Consider the following 14813-nt stretch of genomic DNA (forward strand, 5'->3'; position numbering starts at 1 on the left):
CGAGGGCACGAACCCCGGAAAAGCACGGTCCCCCGGCACCGTGCGGTGCCGGGGGACCGGTGTGGGCGGGACGGGTCAGCCGTCAGTGCCGCCGAAGATGTTTGGGAAGCCGCCGTTGTTGCCGTCTCCCTGTTTCGCCGCCTGCACGACGATCGTGTCGCCCTTCTTGACCACGGAGCCCGGGGCCGGGACGGTGTTGAACACCGTGGCGTCGTCGTCCCCGCTGTTCGGGGTCGCGACGTTGAGGCCCATGCCCTGGAGCGCTTCGCGGGCCTGCTTGAGCGGCTGGTTGCGGACATCGGGCAGTTGGAACTGCTGCTGTTGGTCCTGCACCTGAGCGACGTTGACCGCGACCGGCGTGTTCTTCTTGACCGAGTCGCCCGCCTTCGGGTTGGTGCCCGTGACCTTGCCGTTCTGGGCCGGGTCCGTCACCGACGTGTCGGGGGTGCAGGTGGCCGCCGGGGCGAGTTCCGCCTGCTGCAGCTTGGCCCTGGCGTCGTCACAGCTCAGGCCGGCGACGTCCGGGACCTGGACCTTCTCCTCGGCCTTGGCCACGGTCAGCGTGATCGTGGAGCCCTTCTGGACCTGCCTGCCGTCCACCGGGTTCTGGTCGAGCACCTTGTCGGGGGTGTCGTCGCTGACCCGGAGCTCCTTCTTGACCGTGAACTTGTAGTCGTCGCCCTCGAGCTTGCTCCGGGCGTCGTCGAAGGAGAGGCCGATCACGCTCGGGACGGTGACCTTGGGCGCGCCCGTGGAGACGACCAGCTTGAGGGTGTCGCCCTTCTTGACGTCCGTGCCGGCCGCGGGGTCCTGCGAGCAGACGTTGCCCTTGGGCTGGTCCTCGCAGGGCTTGCGTTCCTGGGTCAGCTTCAGACCGACGTTGTCGGCCTGTTGCTTGGCGTCGGCGTAGCTGATGCCGACGAGGTTCGGGGACTTGAAGGCCTTGTTCCCGGGACCGCCGCCGAACGCGTACATGCCGAGCAGGATGGCGCCGGCCAGCACCAGCACACCGGCGACCACGAGCAGGATCGTCGAGGTGTTGTTGCTCTTCTTCGGCTGGCGCCGCCGGTCCGGGCGGTCGTCGTAGCCGTAGCCGCCGTCGTCGGGGCCCATCGGCGGGATCATCGTCGTCGCCCCGGCCGGTTCGGCGCGCATGGCCGTGGTGGCCTGGGAGTCGGGGTAGCCCCCGTAGTTGCCGTAGCCGACCGAGCCCATGGCGGCGGTGGCGCCGACGGGACGGCCGTCGAGGCAGGCCTCGATGTCCTGGCGCATCTCGTCGGCGGACTGGTAGCGGTAGTCCGGGTCCTTGACCAGTGCCTTGAGGACGATCGCGTCCATCTCGGGGGTGATCTCGGGGTCGAACACGCTGGGCGACTGCGGTTCCTCGCGCACGTGCTGGTAGGCCACGGCCACGGGCGAGTCGCCGACGAAGGGAGGACGGACGGTCAGCAGTTCGTAGAGCAGACAGCCGGTGGAGTAGAGGTCCGAGCGGGCGTCGACCTGCTCGCCCTTGGCCTGCTCCGGCGAGAGGTACTGCGCGGTGCCGATGACGGCCGAGGTCTGGGTCATCGTCATACCGGAGTCGCCCATGGCGCGCGCGATGCCGAAGTCCATGACCTTGACCTGGCCGTTGCGCGTCAGCATGACGTTGGCCGGCTTGATGTCACGGTGGACGATGCCGCTGCGGTGGGCGTACTCCAGACCCTGGAGGATGCCGATCGTCATCTCCATGGAGCGCTCGGGCAGCAGTTTGCGGCCGGAGTGCAGCAGTTCACGGAGCGTGGAGCCGTCGACGTACTCCATGACGATGTACGGGATCGAGACCCCGTCGATGTAGTCCTCGCCCGTGTCGTAGACCGCGACGATCGCGGGATGGTTGAGCGAGGCGGCCGACTGGGCCTCCCGGCGGAACCGGGCCTGGAAGGACGGGTCGCGCGCGAGATCCGCGCGGAGCGTCTTCACTGCCACGGTGCGGCCGAGGCGGGTGTCATGCGCGAGGTAGACCTCGGCCATGCCACCACGGCCAAGCACATGGCCCAGTTCGTACCGGCCGCCTAGGCGACGCGGCTCTTCCATAGCTACCTACCAGCCCTCTCCGTCGGTCCCGGTTGCACGTGTGTGCGACCGGAGGCTGTCGTCCGGGCCCTACCGTACCCGTCCCGCTCCGTGTGACCTGGCCGAGCCGGTAACCCGATACCGGACCGGTATGGCAACGTGCACCGTTGTGGAGACGACGTGATCGGGCTCACTTCTTGGAGTTGATGACCGCCTGCATGACACTCTTCGCGATCGGGGCGGCCAGGCCGCCGCCGGAGATGTCGTCACGGACGGCGTTGTCGTCCTCGACGACCACCGCGACCGCGACGGGGGAGCTGTTGTCGGGGAGCTTGGCGTAGGAGATGAACCACGCGTACGGGTTCTCGCTGTTGTCCACGCCGTGCTGCGCGGTACCGGTCTTGCCGCCGACGGTGACCCCGTCGATCAGCGCCCTGGTGCCCGTGCCCGACTTGACGACGGTCTCCATCATCGACTGGAGGATCTGCGCGTTCTGCGCCGACAGCGGGCGGCTCAGTTCCTGCGGCTCGGTCTTCTCGATCGGGTCGAGGTTCGAGGACTGGAGCTCGTCCACCATGTACGGCTTCATCAGCTTGCCGTCGTTGGCGACCGCCGAGGCGACCATGGCCATCTGCAGCGGGGTCGCGGCGGTGTTGAACTGGCCGATGGAGGACAGCGCCGTCTGCGACTGGTTCATCTCCTTGGAGAAGACCGAGGCGTTGGAGCGGACCGGGACGAACTGCTGCGCGTCGAAGCCGAACTTCTTGGCCTCGTCGAGCATCTTGTCCTTGCCGAGATCGGCACCGATCTTGCCGAAGACGGTGTTGCAGGACACGCGCAGCGCCTCGCGCATGGTCGCGTTCTGGCAGGGCAGGTTGCCCTCGTTCTTCAGCTCGGTCTGCGTGCCGGGCATGACCCAGGGCAGCGGCGAGTCCGTCTTCTGGTCGGCGGAGGAGTACAGGCCGTTCTCCAGCGCCGCCGCCGCGGTGACCACCTTGAAGGTGGAGCCCGGCGGGTAGGTCTCGCGCAGCGCCCGGTTGAGCGTCGGGTCCGTGGGGTCGTTCGTCTTCTGCAGCTTCTGCCAGGCAGCCGAGTCGCTGTTGCGGTCGCCGGAGAAGGCGGACGGGTCGTACGACGGGTAGGAGGCCAGCGCCAGGATCTTGCCCGTGGAGGGCTCGATCGCGACCGCGGCGCCCTTGCCGCCCTGGGCCTTCAGGCCGTTGTACGCGGCCTTCTGCGCGGCCGCGTTGAGGGTGGTGACGACGTTGCCGCCCTGCTTGGGCTTGCCCGTGATCATGTCGAGGGTGTTGCGGAAGAAGAGCCGGTCGTCGTTGCCGGTGAGGATGCCGTCGTTGATCTTCTCGAGCTGGGTGCCGCCGAACGCCTGGGAGGAGTAGCCGGTGACCGGCGCCCACATGGGCCCGTTCTTGTACGTGCGCTTGTACTTGTAGTCGCCGGCCTTGGTCTCGACGGAGCCGGTTATCGGGTTGCCGTCCACGATGATGTCGCCGCGCGGGGAGGCGTAGCGCTCGATGGCGACGCGGCGGTTGTCGGGGTCGGTGCGCAGCTTGTCGGCCTGGGCGTACTGGAGCCAGTTGTCGCGGATCAGCAGTGCCAGGACGAGGAGTCCGCAGAAGATCGCGATGCGGCGCAGGGGCTTGTTCACGTCCGGCCTTTCCACAAGCTAACAGGGGCGCCTGTTGCTTCAGTCTGTCGGTGTTGCTGGCGCTCGTCCTCGGCCGCCCACAGTCTAGGGGCACACGCTGTGTGCCCCGCCGGGCCCGCGGTGGCCGTACGGCGGCACAGCGGGTCCCGGAGGGCCGCCGTACCGCCGTGCTCGCGGGCGCTCACGCTTCGGCGACGGGTCCGCTGCCGCCGGGCCGGACGATCTGGGTCATCTCGGCGTCGGGGCTGGCGGCGGGGGCGGGCGCGGGACGGCGGGCCGTGTCGCTGATGCGGATCAGGATGGCGATGAGGGCCCAGTTGGCGATGACGGACGAACCGCCGTAGGCGAGGAACGGCATCGTCATACCGGTCAGCGGGATGAGGCCCATCACACCGCCGGCGACGACGAAGACCTGGAGGGCGAAGGCGCCGGACAGGCCGACCGCGAGCATCTTGCCGAAGGGGTCGCGGGCGGCGAGGGCGGTGCGCACACCGCGCTCGACGATCAGACCGTAGATCAGCAGGATCGCCATCAGGCCGGCCAGGCCCAGCTCCTCGCCGAAGGTGGCGAGGATGAAGTCGGAGTTGGCCGCGAAGCGGATCAGCTCGGAGTGGCCCTGTCCCCAGCCGGTGCCGAGGGTGCCGCCGGAGCCGAACGCCCACAGGGCCTGCTGGAGCTGGTCGGAGTGGATGCCGGTGGCCTTGGGGTCACGGCTGAGCAGGTACTCGTGCATCGGGTTGAGCCACGCCTGGACACGCACCTGGATGTGCGGCTCGAAGCTCGCCACACCGACCGCGCCCGCCGCCGACATCAGCAGACCGAAGACGATCCAGCTGGTCCGCTCGGTGGCCACGTACAGCATGATCACGAACATGCCGAAGAACAGCAGCGAGGTACCGAGGTCGGTCTCGAAGACCAGGATGAGGATCGAGATCGCCCAGACGACGAGGATCGGGCCGAGGTCGCGGCCGCGCGGCAGATAGAGGCCCATGAAGCGGCGGCTGGCGAGCGCGAGCGCGTCCCGCTTGACCATCAGGTATCCGGCGAAGAAGACCGCGAGCACGATCTTGGCGAACTCGCCGGGCTGGATGGTGAAGCTGCCGATCTGGATCCAGATCTTGGCGCCGTAGACGTCGGCTCCGAGGCCCGGCACCAGGGGAAGCAGCAGCAGGAACAGCGCGGCCGCCATGGAGATGTAGGTGTACCGCTGCAGCGTGCGGTGTTCCTTGAGGAAGATCAGGACGACCACGAACAGGGTGATGCCCATGGCGGTGTAGATCAGCTGGTTGGTCGCCTTGCCGCCCGCGACGTGGATCGACTGCAGCAGCTTCGACTGGTCCAGTCGCCAGATGCACACCAGGCCGAGCCCGTTGAGCAGGGTGGCCAGCGGCAGCAGCAGCGGGTCGGCGTACGGGGCGAACTTCCGCACGACGAGGTGGGCGACGCCGGCCAGCAGGCCGAGGCCCAGGCCGTAGCCGAGCAGGCCCGTGGGGACCTGGTTGTCGAGGGCCAGGCCCACGTTGGCGTAGGCGAAGACCGGGATGACCACGGCGAAGATCAGCAGGGCCAGCTCGGTGTTGCGACGGCTCGGTGCGCCGATGGAGCCGATCGTGGACGTCTGGTGCGTCGGCGTGTTGGTAGTACTGCTCATCGTGTGACGGGGCCTCTCACGGCTTGCCTACTGCTTGCCGCACTGATCGACGACCTTCTGCTCATCCTTGGAGAGGCTCGGGCCGGGCCGGGGCGTGGCGGTTGCGGTCGGGGACTTCGAGGGCGACGTGGTGGACGGCTTCGCCGATCCCGACGCGTTCGGGGTCGGGGACGCCGTGGCCGTGAGGGAGGTGCGGGTGGCGGTGGCGGTGCCACCGGTCGCCGCGTTCTGGCCCGTCGTGTTCTCGCTCCCGGCGGTCGTGCGTTCGGCCTGCTTGCGGCAGGCGGACGCCTGGAGCGCGAGCGCGTCGATCTTGGTGCGGGCCTGTTCGATGCCGCCCGCCGCGATCGTGTTCTTGACCTGCTTCTGCTGATAGGCCGGCAGGTACTTGAGTTCGATCTCGGGGTGGTCCTTCTCGACCTTCGAGAGGGAGACCCAGGCCAGGTTCTGGCTGATGCCCCGGTAGAGCGCGACGTGCCCGCCGTTGATGCCGACGTAGTACTGCGTCTGGGTCCAGCGGTAGCCGCCGTAGACACCGCCGCCGATCACCGCGAGGGCGAGGGCGCTGTAGAACGTGCGCTTGAGCCACTTGCGGCCCTTGCGGGGCTTGACGAAGTCGTCGTCGGTGTAGCCGTCGCCCTCGTAGTCCGCGCCGGTGCCGCCGTACTCGTCCCCGCCGCCCTGGCCGCGGCCCTGGCGGCCGAGGTGGGAGGCACGGCCTGCCGGGGTCTGCATGATGCCGTTGTCGTGCGGGTGGAGCTGGTTCTCGGCGACGGCGCCGACCACCACGGGGGTGTCGGACAGCTGACCGGCGAGGGTGTCCCCGGTGTCCAGGTCGAGGACGTCGGCGACGATGACGGTGATGTTGTCGGGGCCGCCGCCGCGCAGCGCGAGCTGGATCAGCTCCTGCACGGTCTCCTGCGGGCCCTGGTAGCTGGCGAGGGTCTCCTCCATCGTCTGGTGGGAGACGACGCCGGAGAGGCCGTCGGAGCAGATCAGATAGCGGTCACCGGCGCGGACCTCGCGGACCGAGAGGTCGGGCTCCACGTGGTCGCCGCTGCCCAGCGCGCGCATCAGCAGGGAGCGCTGCGGGTGGGTGGTGGCCTCTTCCTCGGTGATCCGGCCCTCGTCGACCAGGCGCTGCACCCAGGTGTGGTCCTGGGTGATCTGGGTCAGCATCCCGTCGCGCAGCAGGTACGCGCGCGAGTCGCCGACGTGCACGAGGCCGAGGCGCTGGCCGGTCCACAGCAGGGCGGTCAGCGTGGTCCCCATGCCCTCGAGCTGGGGGTCCTCCTCGACCATGCCGCGCAGCTGGTCGTTGGCGTACTGGACGGCCTGGCCGAGGGTGGTGAGGAGGTCGGAGCCGGGCACGTCGTCGTCGAGCGTGACCAGCGTGGAGATGACCTCGGAGGAGGCGACCTCGCCGGCCGCCTGGCCGCCCATGCCGTCGGCGATGGCGAGCAGGCGCGGACCGGCGTAACCGGAGTCCTCGTTGCCTTCCCGGATCATGCCCTTGTGCGATCCGGCGGCGAAGCGCAGTGACAGACTCATGCGCACCTCGCCCGTCGGCTCCGGGTACAGCCGGTCGTGTCGAGCCACACTGCCCACCCTCCGGTCGGGAGCGCGCCGGGGACCGGGGTGAGGTCCGCCGTTGCGTGCTCGCTCCGCTCGCTCATTGTCGTACTACTTCCGCAGCTCGATGACGGTCTTGCCGATGCGGATCGGCGCTCCCAGCGAAATCGGCGTGGGGGTCGTCAGCCGGGACCGGTCCAGGTATGTGCCGTTGGTGGAGCCGAGGTCCTCGACGATCCACTGGCCGTCGCGGTCCGGGTAGATCCTGGCATGCCGGCTGGAGGCGTAGTCGTCGTCCAGCACGATCGTGGAGTCGTGGGCGCGGCCCAGGGTGATCGTCTGGCCCTGGAGGGCGACGGTGGTGCCGGTCAGTGTGCCCTCGGTCACGACGAGCTTGCTGGGGGCGTTGCGCCGCTGGCGGCCGCCGCCTCCCTGCTGGCCGCGGCGGCCCTGCTGGGCGCGCTGCTGCGGGGGCGCGGCCTGCTGGCGGGCGGCCTGCTGCGGACGGGCCGCTTCCCGGCGCGCGCCGCGCTGTGTGACGCGCGTACCGAACAGATCGCTGCGGATGACCTGCACGGCCACGATCACGAACAGCCACAGTACGGCCAGGAAACCCAGCCGCATGACCGTGAGGGTCAGCTCTGACATTGCCCCCGCTTCACCCTTCGGCTTGCCTATAGATAACGGTGGTGCTGCCCACGACGATCCGCGAGCCGTCGCGGAGCGTAGCGCGGGTGGTGTGCTGCCCGTCCACCACGATCCCGTTGGTGGAGCCGAGGTCCTGGATCGTCGAGGGTGTTCCGGTCCGGATCTCGCAGTGCCGGCGGGAGACGCCGGGGTCGTCGATCCGCACGTCGGCCTCGGTGCTGCGGCCGAGCACGAGGGTCGCGCGGGAGATCTGGTGGCGGGTGCCGTTGATCTCGATCCAGTAGCGGGTCTGGCCGCCGCCCATGGGGGCGGCCGCCGGTCGCTGGGTGGCGGGCTGCGGGTAACCGTAACCGCCGGGCCGGGCGCCGGGGGGCGGCGCGGACGGCATCGGCGGGGCGGCGGCGGGCGGGTAGCCGTAGCCGCCCTGGGGGCCGGCCGGGGCCGGGCCGCCGGGCCGCGGGCCCGCGGGGGCCTGCTGGTCGCTGGAGGAGGCGAGGGTGCGGCTGCGCACCCGGTACAGACCGGTGTCGAGGTCTTCGGCCTTCTCCAGGTTTACCTTGATCGGCCCCATGAAGGTGTAGCGCTGCTGCTTGGCGTAGTCGCGCACCATGCCGGCCAGCTCGTCGCCGAGCTGCCCGGAGTAGGGGCTGAGCCGCTCGTAGTCGGGCGTGCTCAGTTCCACGATGAAGTCGTTGGGCACGACCGTGCGGTCGCGGTTCCAGATCGTGGCGTTGTTGTCGCACTCGCGCTGGAGCGCGCCGGCGATCTCCACCGGCTGGACCTCGGACTTGAACACCTTGGCGAAGGTGCCGTTGACCAGACCTTCGAGACGCTGCTCGAACTTCTTCAGGACTCCCACGGGGCACCTCCTCCGTCGCTGCCGTACTGCTTGCCGTGCTCGGTACGGCCGCGTGGCCCGTACCGCTTACTGATCGTATCTACGCGCCCGGCAATCAGCCGGTTCCCCCAGCCGCCCCCTTCGAACTCCTTGAGGCAAGGATCGTAGAGGCGGCTCAGCTCCAGTGTCCCGCACCCGGCGACGAGCCTGGTCCCTCTGTGGATGAGACGAGCCCGACCGGTACGAGGTTGATACCTGAACTACGAGGTTGATACCCGAACAGGGCGTCCTCGCGCTCGGAGGCCGGGCCGGGTGGGGCGCGTGGGCGGTGAAGGGCGTGCGGGTGGCGGGGCGTCCGCTCGTGCCGGGCGGTGCGGCGGGGAACGCCTGTGCCCCCAGGAGGGACAGGTGTGCTGGTGAGGGGTGGTGGAGGGGGCCGGGGAAAGGGATGTGAATCCACCCCGGACGGCGTGCTAATGTTCTCGATGTCGGAAGGGGCCGCCCCGAAAGGGCCGGAAACGGAAGACACACCCAATGCGCGGGTGGCGGAATAGGCAGACGCGCTGGATTCAGGTTCCAGTGCCCGCAAGGGCGTGGGGGTTCAACTCCCCCCTCGCGCACCATCCAATGGGCGGCATCGTGAAAACGATGCCGCCCATTGTCGTGTCCGGCCCCGATGGTGACGCCGCCTCGGCTCGCCGCCGACGGCTGCCGTCGGGCCCGGCCTCTGTGAGTAACGTCTCAGGTGGGCGGGCCTTTTCCCCGGTCCGTTCTCAGGAGGGCTTCACCTCCAGTTCGTGGAGCGTTTCCTCCAGCCATGCCCGTTCCGCCTGCTGGGCCGCGCGGGCCATGATCAGCATTCCTCTGCGGTAGGGGTCCGGTTCGTCCTTGATCCGTACCGGCCGGCCGGAGTGGGCGAAGAAGCCCGCGGGGGCGGTCAGGAAGTCGAGCCGGCGGCGCAGGACGGCGGCCCGGTGGGCGGGGTCGGGGACCTGGCCGAGGAAGGCGAGCAGGGTGAAGAAGGCGCCGCCGTCCGTGATTTCGGTCTCCTTCGGCTCGGTCAGTCTGCGCCGTAGCTCGGCCCGGCCGGAGGGCGTGATCCGCAGCACCTGACGGGTGGGCGCGCTCTCTCCGGGTTCGGCCCGGCGTTCGATGTGCCCGGCCTGGCGGAGGCGGTTGACGGCCGGGTAGAGCGCGCCGTCGCTGACCGGGCGGTTGTGGCCGATCAGATCGGAGATGCGGCGGCGCAACTCGTAGGCGTGCAGCGGTCGTTCCGCCAGAAAGCCGAGGATCGAGAGGGTCAGCACGGGGTTCCTTCGCGGGTTGTTCGGGCGCCTTCAGTGTGGGCTACCTCTATTCGAGTGTCACTAATCGAGGTAGTCTCCCGGGCGGTCGGAGGTCAACTGGGCCTCTGTCTGGCCGGGTTGGGGGATTTCTGGTGGGGTTCGGGTTATTGAGGCCGGCTGTCGTGCGCGGCGGCGGTACGGCGGTGGGGCCCGGCGGGGCGGACGGGCTCGGTCCGGCGGACGCCCGGCGGGCGCTGCTCGGGCTGGGGCTGCCGGTCTACTGCGAGTTGCTGTCCGGTGTGGTCGTCGGGGTCGTGGACACCCTCTGGGTGGCGCGCCTGGGCCGGGCGGCGGTCGGTGCGGTGGCGGCCGCCGGAACGCTGGAGAACCTGCTGCTCGGGGTCGTCCTCATGGCCGGTACCGGCGTGACCATGGTGCTCTCGGACACGCTCGGGGCTCGAAAAATGGCCGAAATTCCACCCGTGATCAAGGCGGTTGGTGTGCTGTGGCTCGTCATCACGTGCGTGGTGGCCGGGAGTGGATTCGTCTTCCGGCGTGAGGTGGCGGGGCTGCTGGTGGGCGGTGGCTCGGGGGAAGTGCGGCAACTGGTGGCCGAGTTCCTCGCCGTTTCCCTTCCGGGGCTGGCCGTCTTCTTCGCGCAGAACGTCGTGGACGGGATCTTCAAGGGGCTAGGGGACACGAGGACGCCGATGCGGGCCGCGTTCGTCGCCAACGGGTGCGTTCTCGTCCTGGACCCGGTGCTCATTCACGGGGTGGGGGTACTGCCCGCGCTGGGGGTGCGAGGGGCCGCTCTCGGGACGGTGCTGGGGCGGTCGGTGGCGCTCGGTGCGAGCCTGGTGCTGCTGCGGCGCAGGCGGGATGCGGTGCTGGGGGCCGGGTCGGTCGCGGGGTCGGCGTCGGGGTCGGGGTCGGACTGGATCGTGGCTCTGCGGCGCATCCTGGGCGTCGGGCTGCCCGCGTCCGGGGACTTCGTGCTGCGCATGGGCATCGGCGCGGCTCTGCTGGGCATGGTCGCGCGGTTCGGCGAGGAACCGCTCGCGGCCTACGCCATCGGCACCAAAGTGATCCTCTTCGTCACCATGGCGTTCTACGCCCTGCGTCAGGCGGGCGGCATCCTCACGGCCCGGGCGCGGGGCGCGGGGCAGCGGGCCGACCATGTGATCGGGGTGCAGAGCGGGCTGCTCGCCGTGCTGGTGGGGGCGGGTGCGGGGCTGGTGCTCGCGCTCTGCGGGCGCGTGGTCATGGGGTGCTTCACGAGCGCTTCCGGGGTCGTCGACTCGGGTTCCGTCCTGCTCTGGTTCCTGTTGCCGTACCTGGTGGCGCTCGCCGGGGTCGTCGGGCCGGGCGGGGTGTTCATGGGCGGCGGGCGCGCTCGCGGGCCGCTGTGGGTGACGGCGGTCGGCGCGTGTGTGCAGCTGCCGCTGGCCCACTGGCTGGGTTCGGTGGGCGGACTGGGGGTGCGGGGCGTGTGGCTGTCGATGAGCCTCGGCACCGGGGCGCAGTGGGGGATGACGGCGATGATGTTCCGGAGGTGGGTGGGGCGGGACGGAACGGTGTGACGCGGGGTGGACGGGGGTGACGGCGGCGACGACGTGGTCCGGCCGGGTGGCGGGACGCGAAGTCCGTTGGCGGGTCGGTGGGTTCGTTCCGGTCGGGGCAGGTCCGTGTCCACAACCGACGAGTTGTCCACAGGGTCTGACGCGATCACGTCGCCGCATGTACGGTCTGCACGAGTTGATGTTCGAAGCGCTCGTGCGGGGCGCGCTGGATCGGTGTGCGGGAGGCGGTCGCGGTGACCGGATCGGGTGCGGACGCGGTGTCCGGGCCGGGCGGCGAGGAGACCGTGGCCCGGCTGCCCCGGATACGCGGGTTCGCCGAGTGGCCGCCGCGCTGTTCGGCCAAGGACGAGGGGAAGTCGCTGCGGGAGCGGGTGCCGCGCGAGGCCCACCGCACGCTGGAGGCGGACGCGGCGCGTCCGGACGCCGTCGACGCCGTGGCCGAGTCCAACGCCGGGCGGATTCCCGGGCTGACGCCGATCCGGGTGGGCCGGATGGCCGCGACGCCGTTCGCCTTCCTGCGCGGCTCGGCCGGGCTCATGGCGTACGACCTGGCGCGCACCCCCGTGACCGGGGTCGGCGCGCAGATCTGCGGCGACGCCCACGCGGCCAACTTCGGTCTGTACGGCGACGCCAGGGGCGGCCTGGTCATCGACCTCAACGACTTCGACGAGACGGTGCACGGCCCCTGGGAGTGGGACCTGAAGCGGCTCGCCACCTCCCTGGTGCTGGCCGGGCGCGAGGCCGGTGCCGACGAGGACACCTGCCGCGCCGCCGCACGGGACACCGTGGGCGCCTACCGGCGCACCATGCGCCTGCTGGCCCGGCTGCCCGCGCTGGACGCCTGGAACGCCATCGCGGACGAGGAACTGGTCTCCCACACCGACGCCCACGACCTGCTCGGCACCCTGGAGCGGGTCGCGGAGAAGGCGCGGGCCAACACCAGCGGCCGGTTCGCCGCCAAGTCGACCGAGCGGACACCGGAGGGCGGCCGCCGCTTCGTGGACGCTCCCCCGGTGCTGCGCCGCGTCCCGGACGCCGAGGCGGCCGCCGTGGCCGGCTCGCTGGAGTCCTATCTGACGACGCTCTCCGAGGACCGGCTCCCGCTGCTGGCCCGGCACGCCGTGCACGACGTCGCCTTCCGCGTGGTCGGCACGGGCAGCGTGGGCACCCGCTCCTATGTCGTCCTGCTCCTCGACCATCGCGGCGAACCGCTCGTCCTCCAGGTCAAGGAGGCCCGCCCCTCCGCGCTGCTCCCGCATCTGCCCGAGGCCGGTTTCCCGGTGGCGGCGGTGGAGCACGAGGGGCGGCGCGTGGTGCTCGGCCAGAAGCGGATGCAGGTCGTCAGCGACAGTCTGCTGGGCTGGACGACGGTGGACGGACGCCCCTTCCAGGTACGGCAGTTCCGCAACCGCAAGGGCAGCGTCGACCCGGCCGCGCTCGCCGCCGACCAGCTCGACGACTACGGCCGCATGACCGGCGCCCTGCTGGCCCGCGCCCATTCGCACAGCGCCGATCCGCGCGTGATCGCGGGCTACTGCGGCAAGAACGAGGAGCTGGACGAGGCCGTCGCCGCCTTCTCCGTGGCCTACGCCGACCTCACCGAGGCCGACCACGCGCGACTGCTCGCCGCCGTGCGGTCCGGGCGGATCGCGGCCGAAGCGGGAGTGTGATCGCCGATGCCGGACAGCCGGGGGCCGGGGTGATGACGTGAAGTACGTCGAACTGAGCGGTGGCGCGGGCGAGGAGCCGGTGTCCGCCGACCCGCGGCCCTATCTGGCCAGGCTGCCGGGCATCGCGGCCGGACTGCCGCCGGGCGCCCGCGCGTTCGCGACCGACCCCGCGCACTACGACCCGGGGGACAGACGCTGTGTGCGCGACCTCCTGCCCGCGCGGGTGCGCCGCACCGGCGACGGGGACGTGGAGATCCGCTTCCGGCACAACTGCTTCCGTCACGACGAGGACCTGGTCGTCCGCTACAAGGGCGTCTCCCGCTTCCAGTCGGACGTCCTCGGCGTCTGCGACCCGGCCTCACTCGGCGATGTGATCCTCGACGAGATCCTGCCGCGCCCCGGCGGCTGCACCCATGAACTGGCCTGCCGCCCCGGCACCCTGGTGGTCGCCTGCCAGGACCTGGAGGCCGAGTGGGTGCCCGCGGCCTGCCCGGAGGGCTGAGAGCGGGTGCGGGCGGGCGGGCGGCCGGGCGGCCGGGCCGGGCTGCCGAGTGCGGGCATCGGGGGTGTGCCGGACCGGCCGTGGCCTAGGCTGGTCGGGTGACGACCCCGGAAGCTGAGCAGTCCAAGGCACCGCGGCCCGAGGAACGGCTGGAAAAGGCCGTGCTCGCCGCCGAACAGGCGTTGATCGAGTACGAGATCGCGGTGGAGACCTTCCGCGTCGAGGTCGAGAACTTCGCCCGGCTGCACGAGCAGCGGCTCGGTCCCCTCTATGCCCGCATCGAGGAGCTGGACGCCCGCATCGCGGAGGCGCGTGCCGCTCAGACGCAGGACCCCGAGGACATCCGCCGCGCCGAGGAGGCCCGCGCCGCCCTCCAGCAGATACCGGGCGTCGAGGAGCTGCTGCACGGCTGGATGGACGGCCACGGCCTGTTCCCCGAGGCGGCCGCGATGCTCACCGACCAGGCGGTCCGGCCGCCCGAGCGGGTGCGCCCCAGCGAGGAGGCCCGCAAGCTCTACCGCGAGCTGGCCCGCAAGGCCCACCCGGACCTCGCGCAGGAGGAGAACGAGCGCAAGCGGCGCGAGGAGTTCATCACCCGCGTCAACGCCGCCTACGCCCGTGGCGACGAGAAGCTGCTCCAGGAACTGGCCGACGAATGGGCCGCGGGCCCGGTGCTGCCCGAGCGCGAGCCCAGCCCCGCCGAGGAGCTGTACGCGCGCCTGGAGTGGCTGAGCCAGCGCAAGGAGCTGCTCACCCTGGTCGCCCGTGAGCTGGAGGACGGCGCGATCGCCGGCATGCTGCGCCTGGCCCCGGACGACCCGGACAGCCTGCTGGAGGAGATCGCCGAGCGTCTCAAGAGCGACGTCCAGCAGCGCGAGAACGACCTCGCGGCCCTGCTGACCCAGGAGTAGGAGCCGAGCTCCGGCGCGGGAGTGCGCCGGAGCACGCTTCGGGTAGCGTCGGGGACATGAATTTCGGAGCTGGTGTGCCCACCGTCGCGGTCACGGACCTCAAGGACGGCGACTTCCTGCTGGACGTCCGTGAGGACGACGAGTGGCGTGCGGGCCACGCCAAGGGCGCCCTGCACATCCCGATCAGCGAGTTCGTGGCCCGCTACGGCGAGCTGACCGAGGCGGCCCCGCAGGACGGCCGCGTCCACGTCGTGTGCCGATCCGGCGGCCGCTCGGCCCAGGTCACCATGTACCTGGTCCAGCAGGGCATCGACGCCGTGAACGTCGACGGCGGCATGCAGGTCTGGCAGGCCACCGGCCGCCCCGTGGTGACCGACGACGGCAAGGACGGATTCGTCATCTAGCCGCCGCCGCCGTTGCCCTACGACTTTCTC

At 70.8% G+C, this 14813-nt stretch carries 12 protein-coding genes and 1 tRNA gene; 6 read left to right on the forward strand and 7 right to left on the reverse strand.

All coding sequences use genetic code 11. The annotated features are described in order from the left end of the window. Positions 1-75: 75 nt before the first annotated feature. The 6 genes from pknB to AB0E91_RS10205 form a co-directional block, all read right to left on the reverse strand. Complete coding sequence (pknB, locus tag AB0E91_RS10180; protein WP_361778025.1) at positions 76-2076, reverse strand: Stk1 family PASTA domain-containing Ser/Thr kinase; 2001 nt, start codon at positions 2074-2076, stop codon at positions 76-78. Positions 2077-2245: 169 nt separating this feature from the next. Then, on the reverse strand, positions 2246-3721 hold the full coding sequence (locus AB0E91_RS10185; RefSeq protein ID WP_361778028.1) for a penicillin-binding protein 2: 1476 nt from the start codon (positions 3719-3721) through the stop codon (positions 2246-2248). A gap of 181 nt (positions 3722-3902) precedes the next feature. Continuing rightward, positions 3903-5372 carry an FtsW/RodA/SpoVE family cell cycle protein gene (locus AB0E91_RS10190; protein WP_361778031.1) on the reverse strand — a complete coding sequence of 490 codons (1470 nt, stop codon included), beginning with the start codon at positions 5370-5372 and terminating at the stop codon, positions 3903-3905. Between the two features lie 27 nt (positions 5373-5399). Further along, positions 5400-6923 (reverse strand): Stp1/IreP family PP2C-type Ser/Thr phosphatase, encoded by a 1524-nt coding sequence (locus AB0E91_RS10195; RefSeq protein ID WP_361779047.1) that lies wholly within the window; start codon positions 6921-6923, stop codon positions 5400-5402. A gap of 132 nt (positions 6924-7055) precedes the next feature. After that, entirely contained in the window at positions 7056-7592 is a 537-nt protein-coding gene (locus AB0E91_RS10200) for an FHA domain-containing protein (protein ID WP_361112235.1), read from the reverse strand. Between the two features lie 10 nt (positions 7593-7602). Beyond that, positions 7603-8451 carry a DUF3662 and FHA domain-containing protein gene (locus AB0E91_RS10205; RefSeq protein WP_361778034.1) on the reverse strand — a complete coding sequence of 283 codons (849 nt, stop codon included), beginning with the start codon at positions 8449-8451 and terminating at the stop codon, positions 7603-7605. Positions 8452-8966: 515 nt separating this feature from the next. Between AB0E91_RS10205 and AB0E91_RS10210 the strand changes: the two genes are divergently transcribed. Next, positions 8967-9053 (forward strand) — tRNA-Leu (locus AB0E91_RS10210). A 150-nt stretch (positions 9054-9203) separates the two neighbouring features. Here the strand turns inward: AB0E91_RS10210 and AB0E91_RS10215 are convergent. Next, positions 9204-9737 carry a PadR family transcriptional regulator gene (locus AB0E91_RS10215; RefSeq protein ID WP_361778037.1) on the reverse strand — a complete coding sequence of 178 codons (534 nt, stop codon included), beginning with the start codon at positions 9735-9737 and terminating at the stop codon, positions 9204-9206. 146 nt (positions 9738-9883) lie between these two features. On the opposite strand from AB0E91_RS10215, the gene AB0E91_RS10220 reads away from it, so the two are divergent. The 5 genes from AB0E91_RS10220 (at position 9884) to AB0E91_RS10240 (ending at position 14783) form a co-directional block, all read left to right on the forward strand. Then, on the forward strand, positions 9884-11296 hold the full coding sequence (locus AB0E91_RS10220; protein ID WP_361778040.1) for an MATE family efflux transporter: 1413 nt from the start codon (positions 9884-9886) through the stop codon (positions 11294-11296). 233 nt (positions 11297-11529) lie between these two features. After that, the gene (locus AB0E91_RS10225; RefSeq protein ID WP_361778043.1) at positions 11530-12966 is read left to right on the forward strand and encodes a DUF2252 domain-containing protein; all 1437 of its coding nucleotides are present in this window, start codon (positions 11530-11532) and stop codon (positions 12964-12966) included. Between the two features lie 37 nt (positions 12967-13003). Beyond that, positions 13004-13468, forward strand: coding sequence for a hypothetical protein (locus AB0E91_RS10230; RefSeq protein ID WP_361778046.1), 465 nt, complete (start codon positions 13004-13006; stop codon positions 13466-13468). A gap of 98 nt (positions 13469-13566) precedes the next feature. Then, positions 13567-14379 carry a hypothetical protein gene (locus tag AB0E91_RS10235; protein ID WP_361778049.1) on the forward strand — a complete coding sequence of 271 codons (813 nt, stop codon included), beginning with the start codon at positions 13567-13569 and terminating at the stop codon, positions 14377-14379. Between the two features lie 74 nt (positions 14380-14453). Further along, positions 14454-14783: a rhodanese-like domain-containing protein gene (locus tag AB0E91_RS10240; protein WP_361779050.1), complete on the forward strand. Its 330-nt coding sequence runs from the start codon at positions 14454-14456 to the stop codon at positions 14781-14783. Positions 14784-14813 lie beyond the last annotated feature (30 nt).

This window comes from Streptomyces sp. NPDC026659, from assembly GCF_040638245.1.
Lineage (GTDB): Bacteria > Actinomycetota > Actinomycetes > Streptomycetales > Streptomycetaceae > Streptomyces.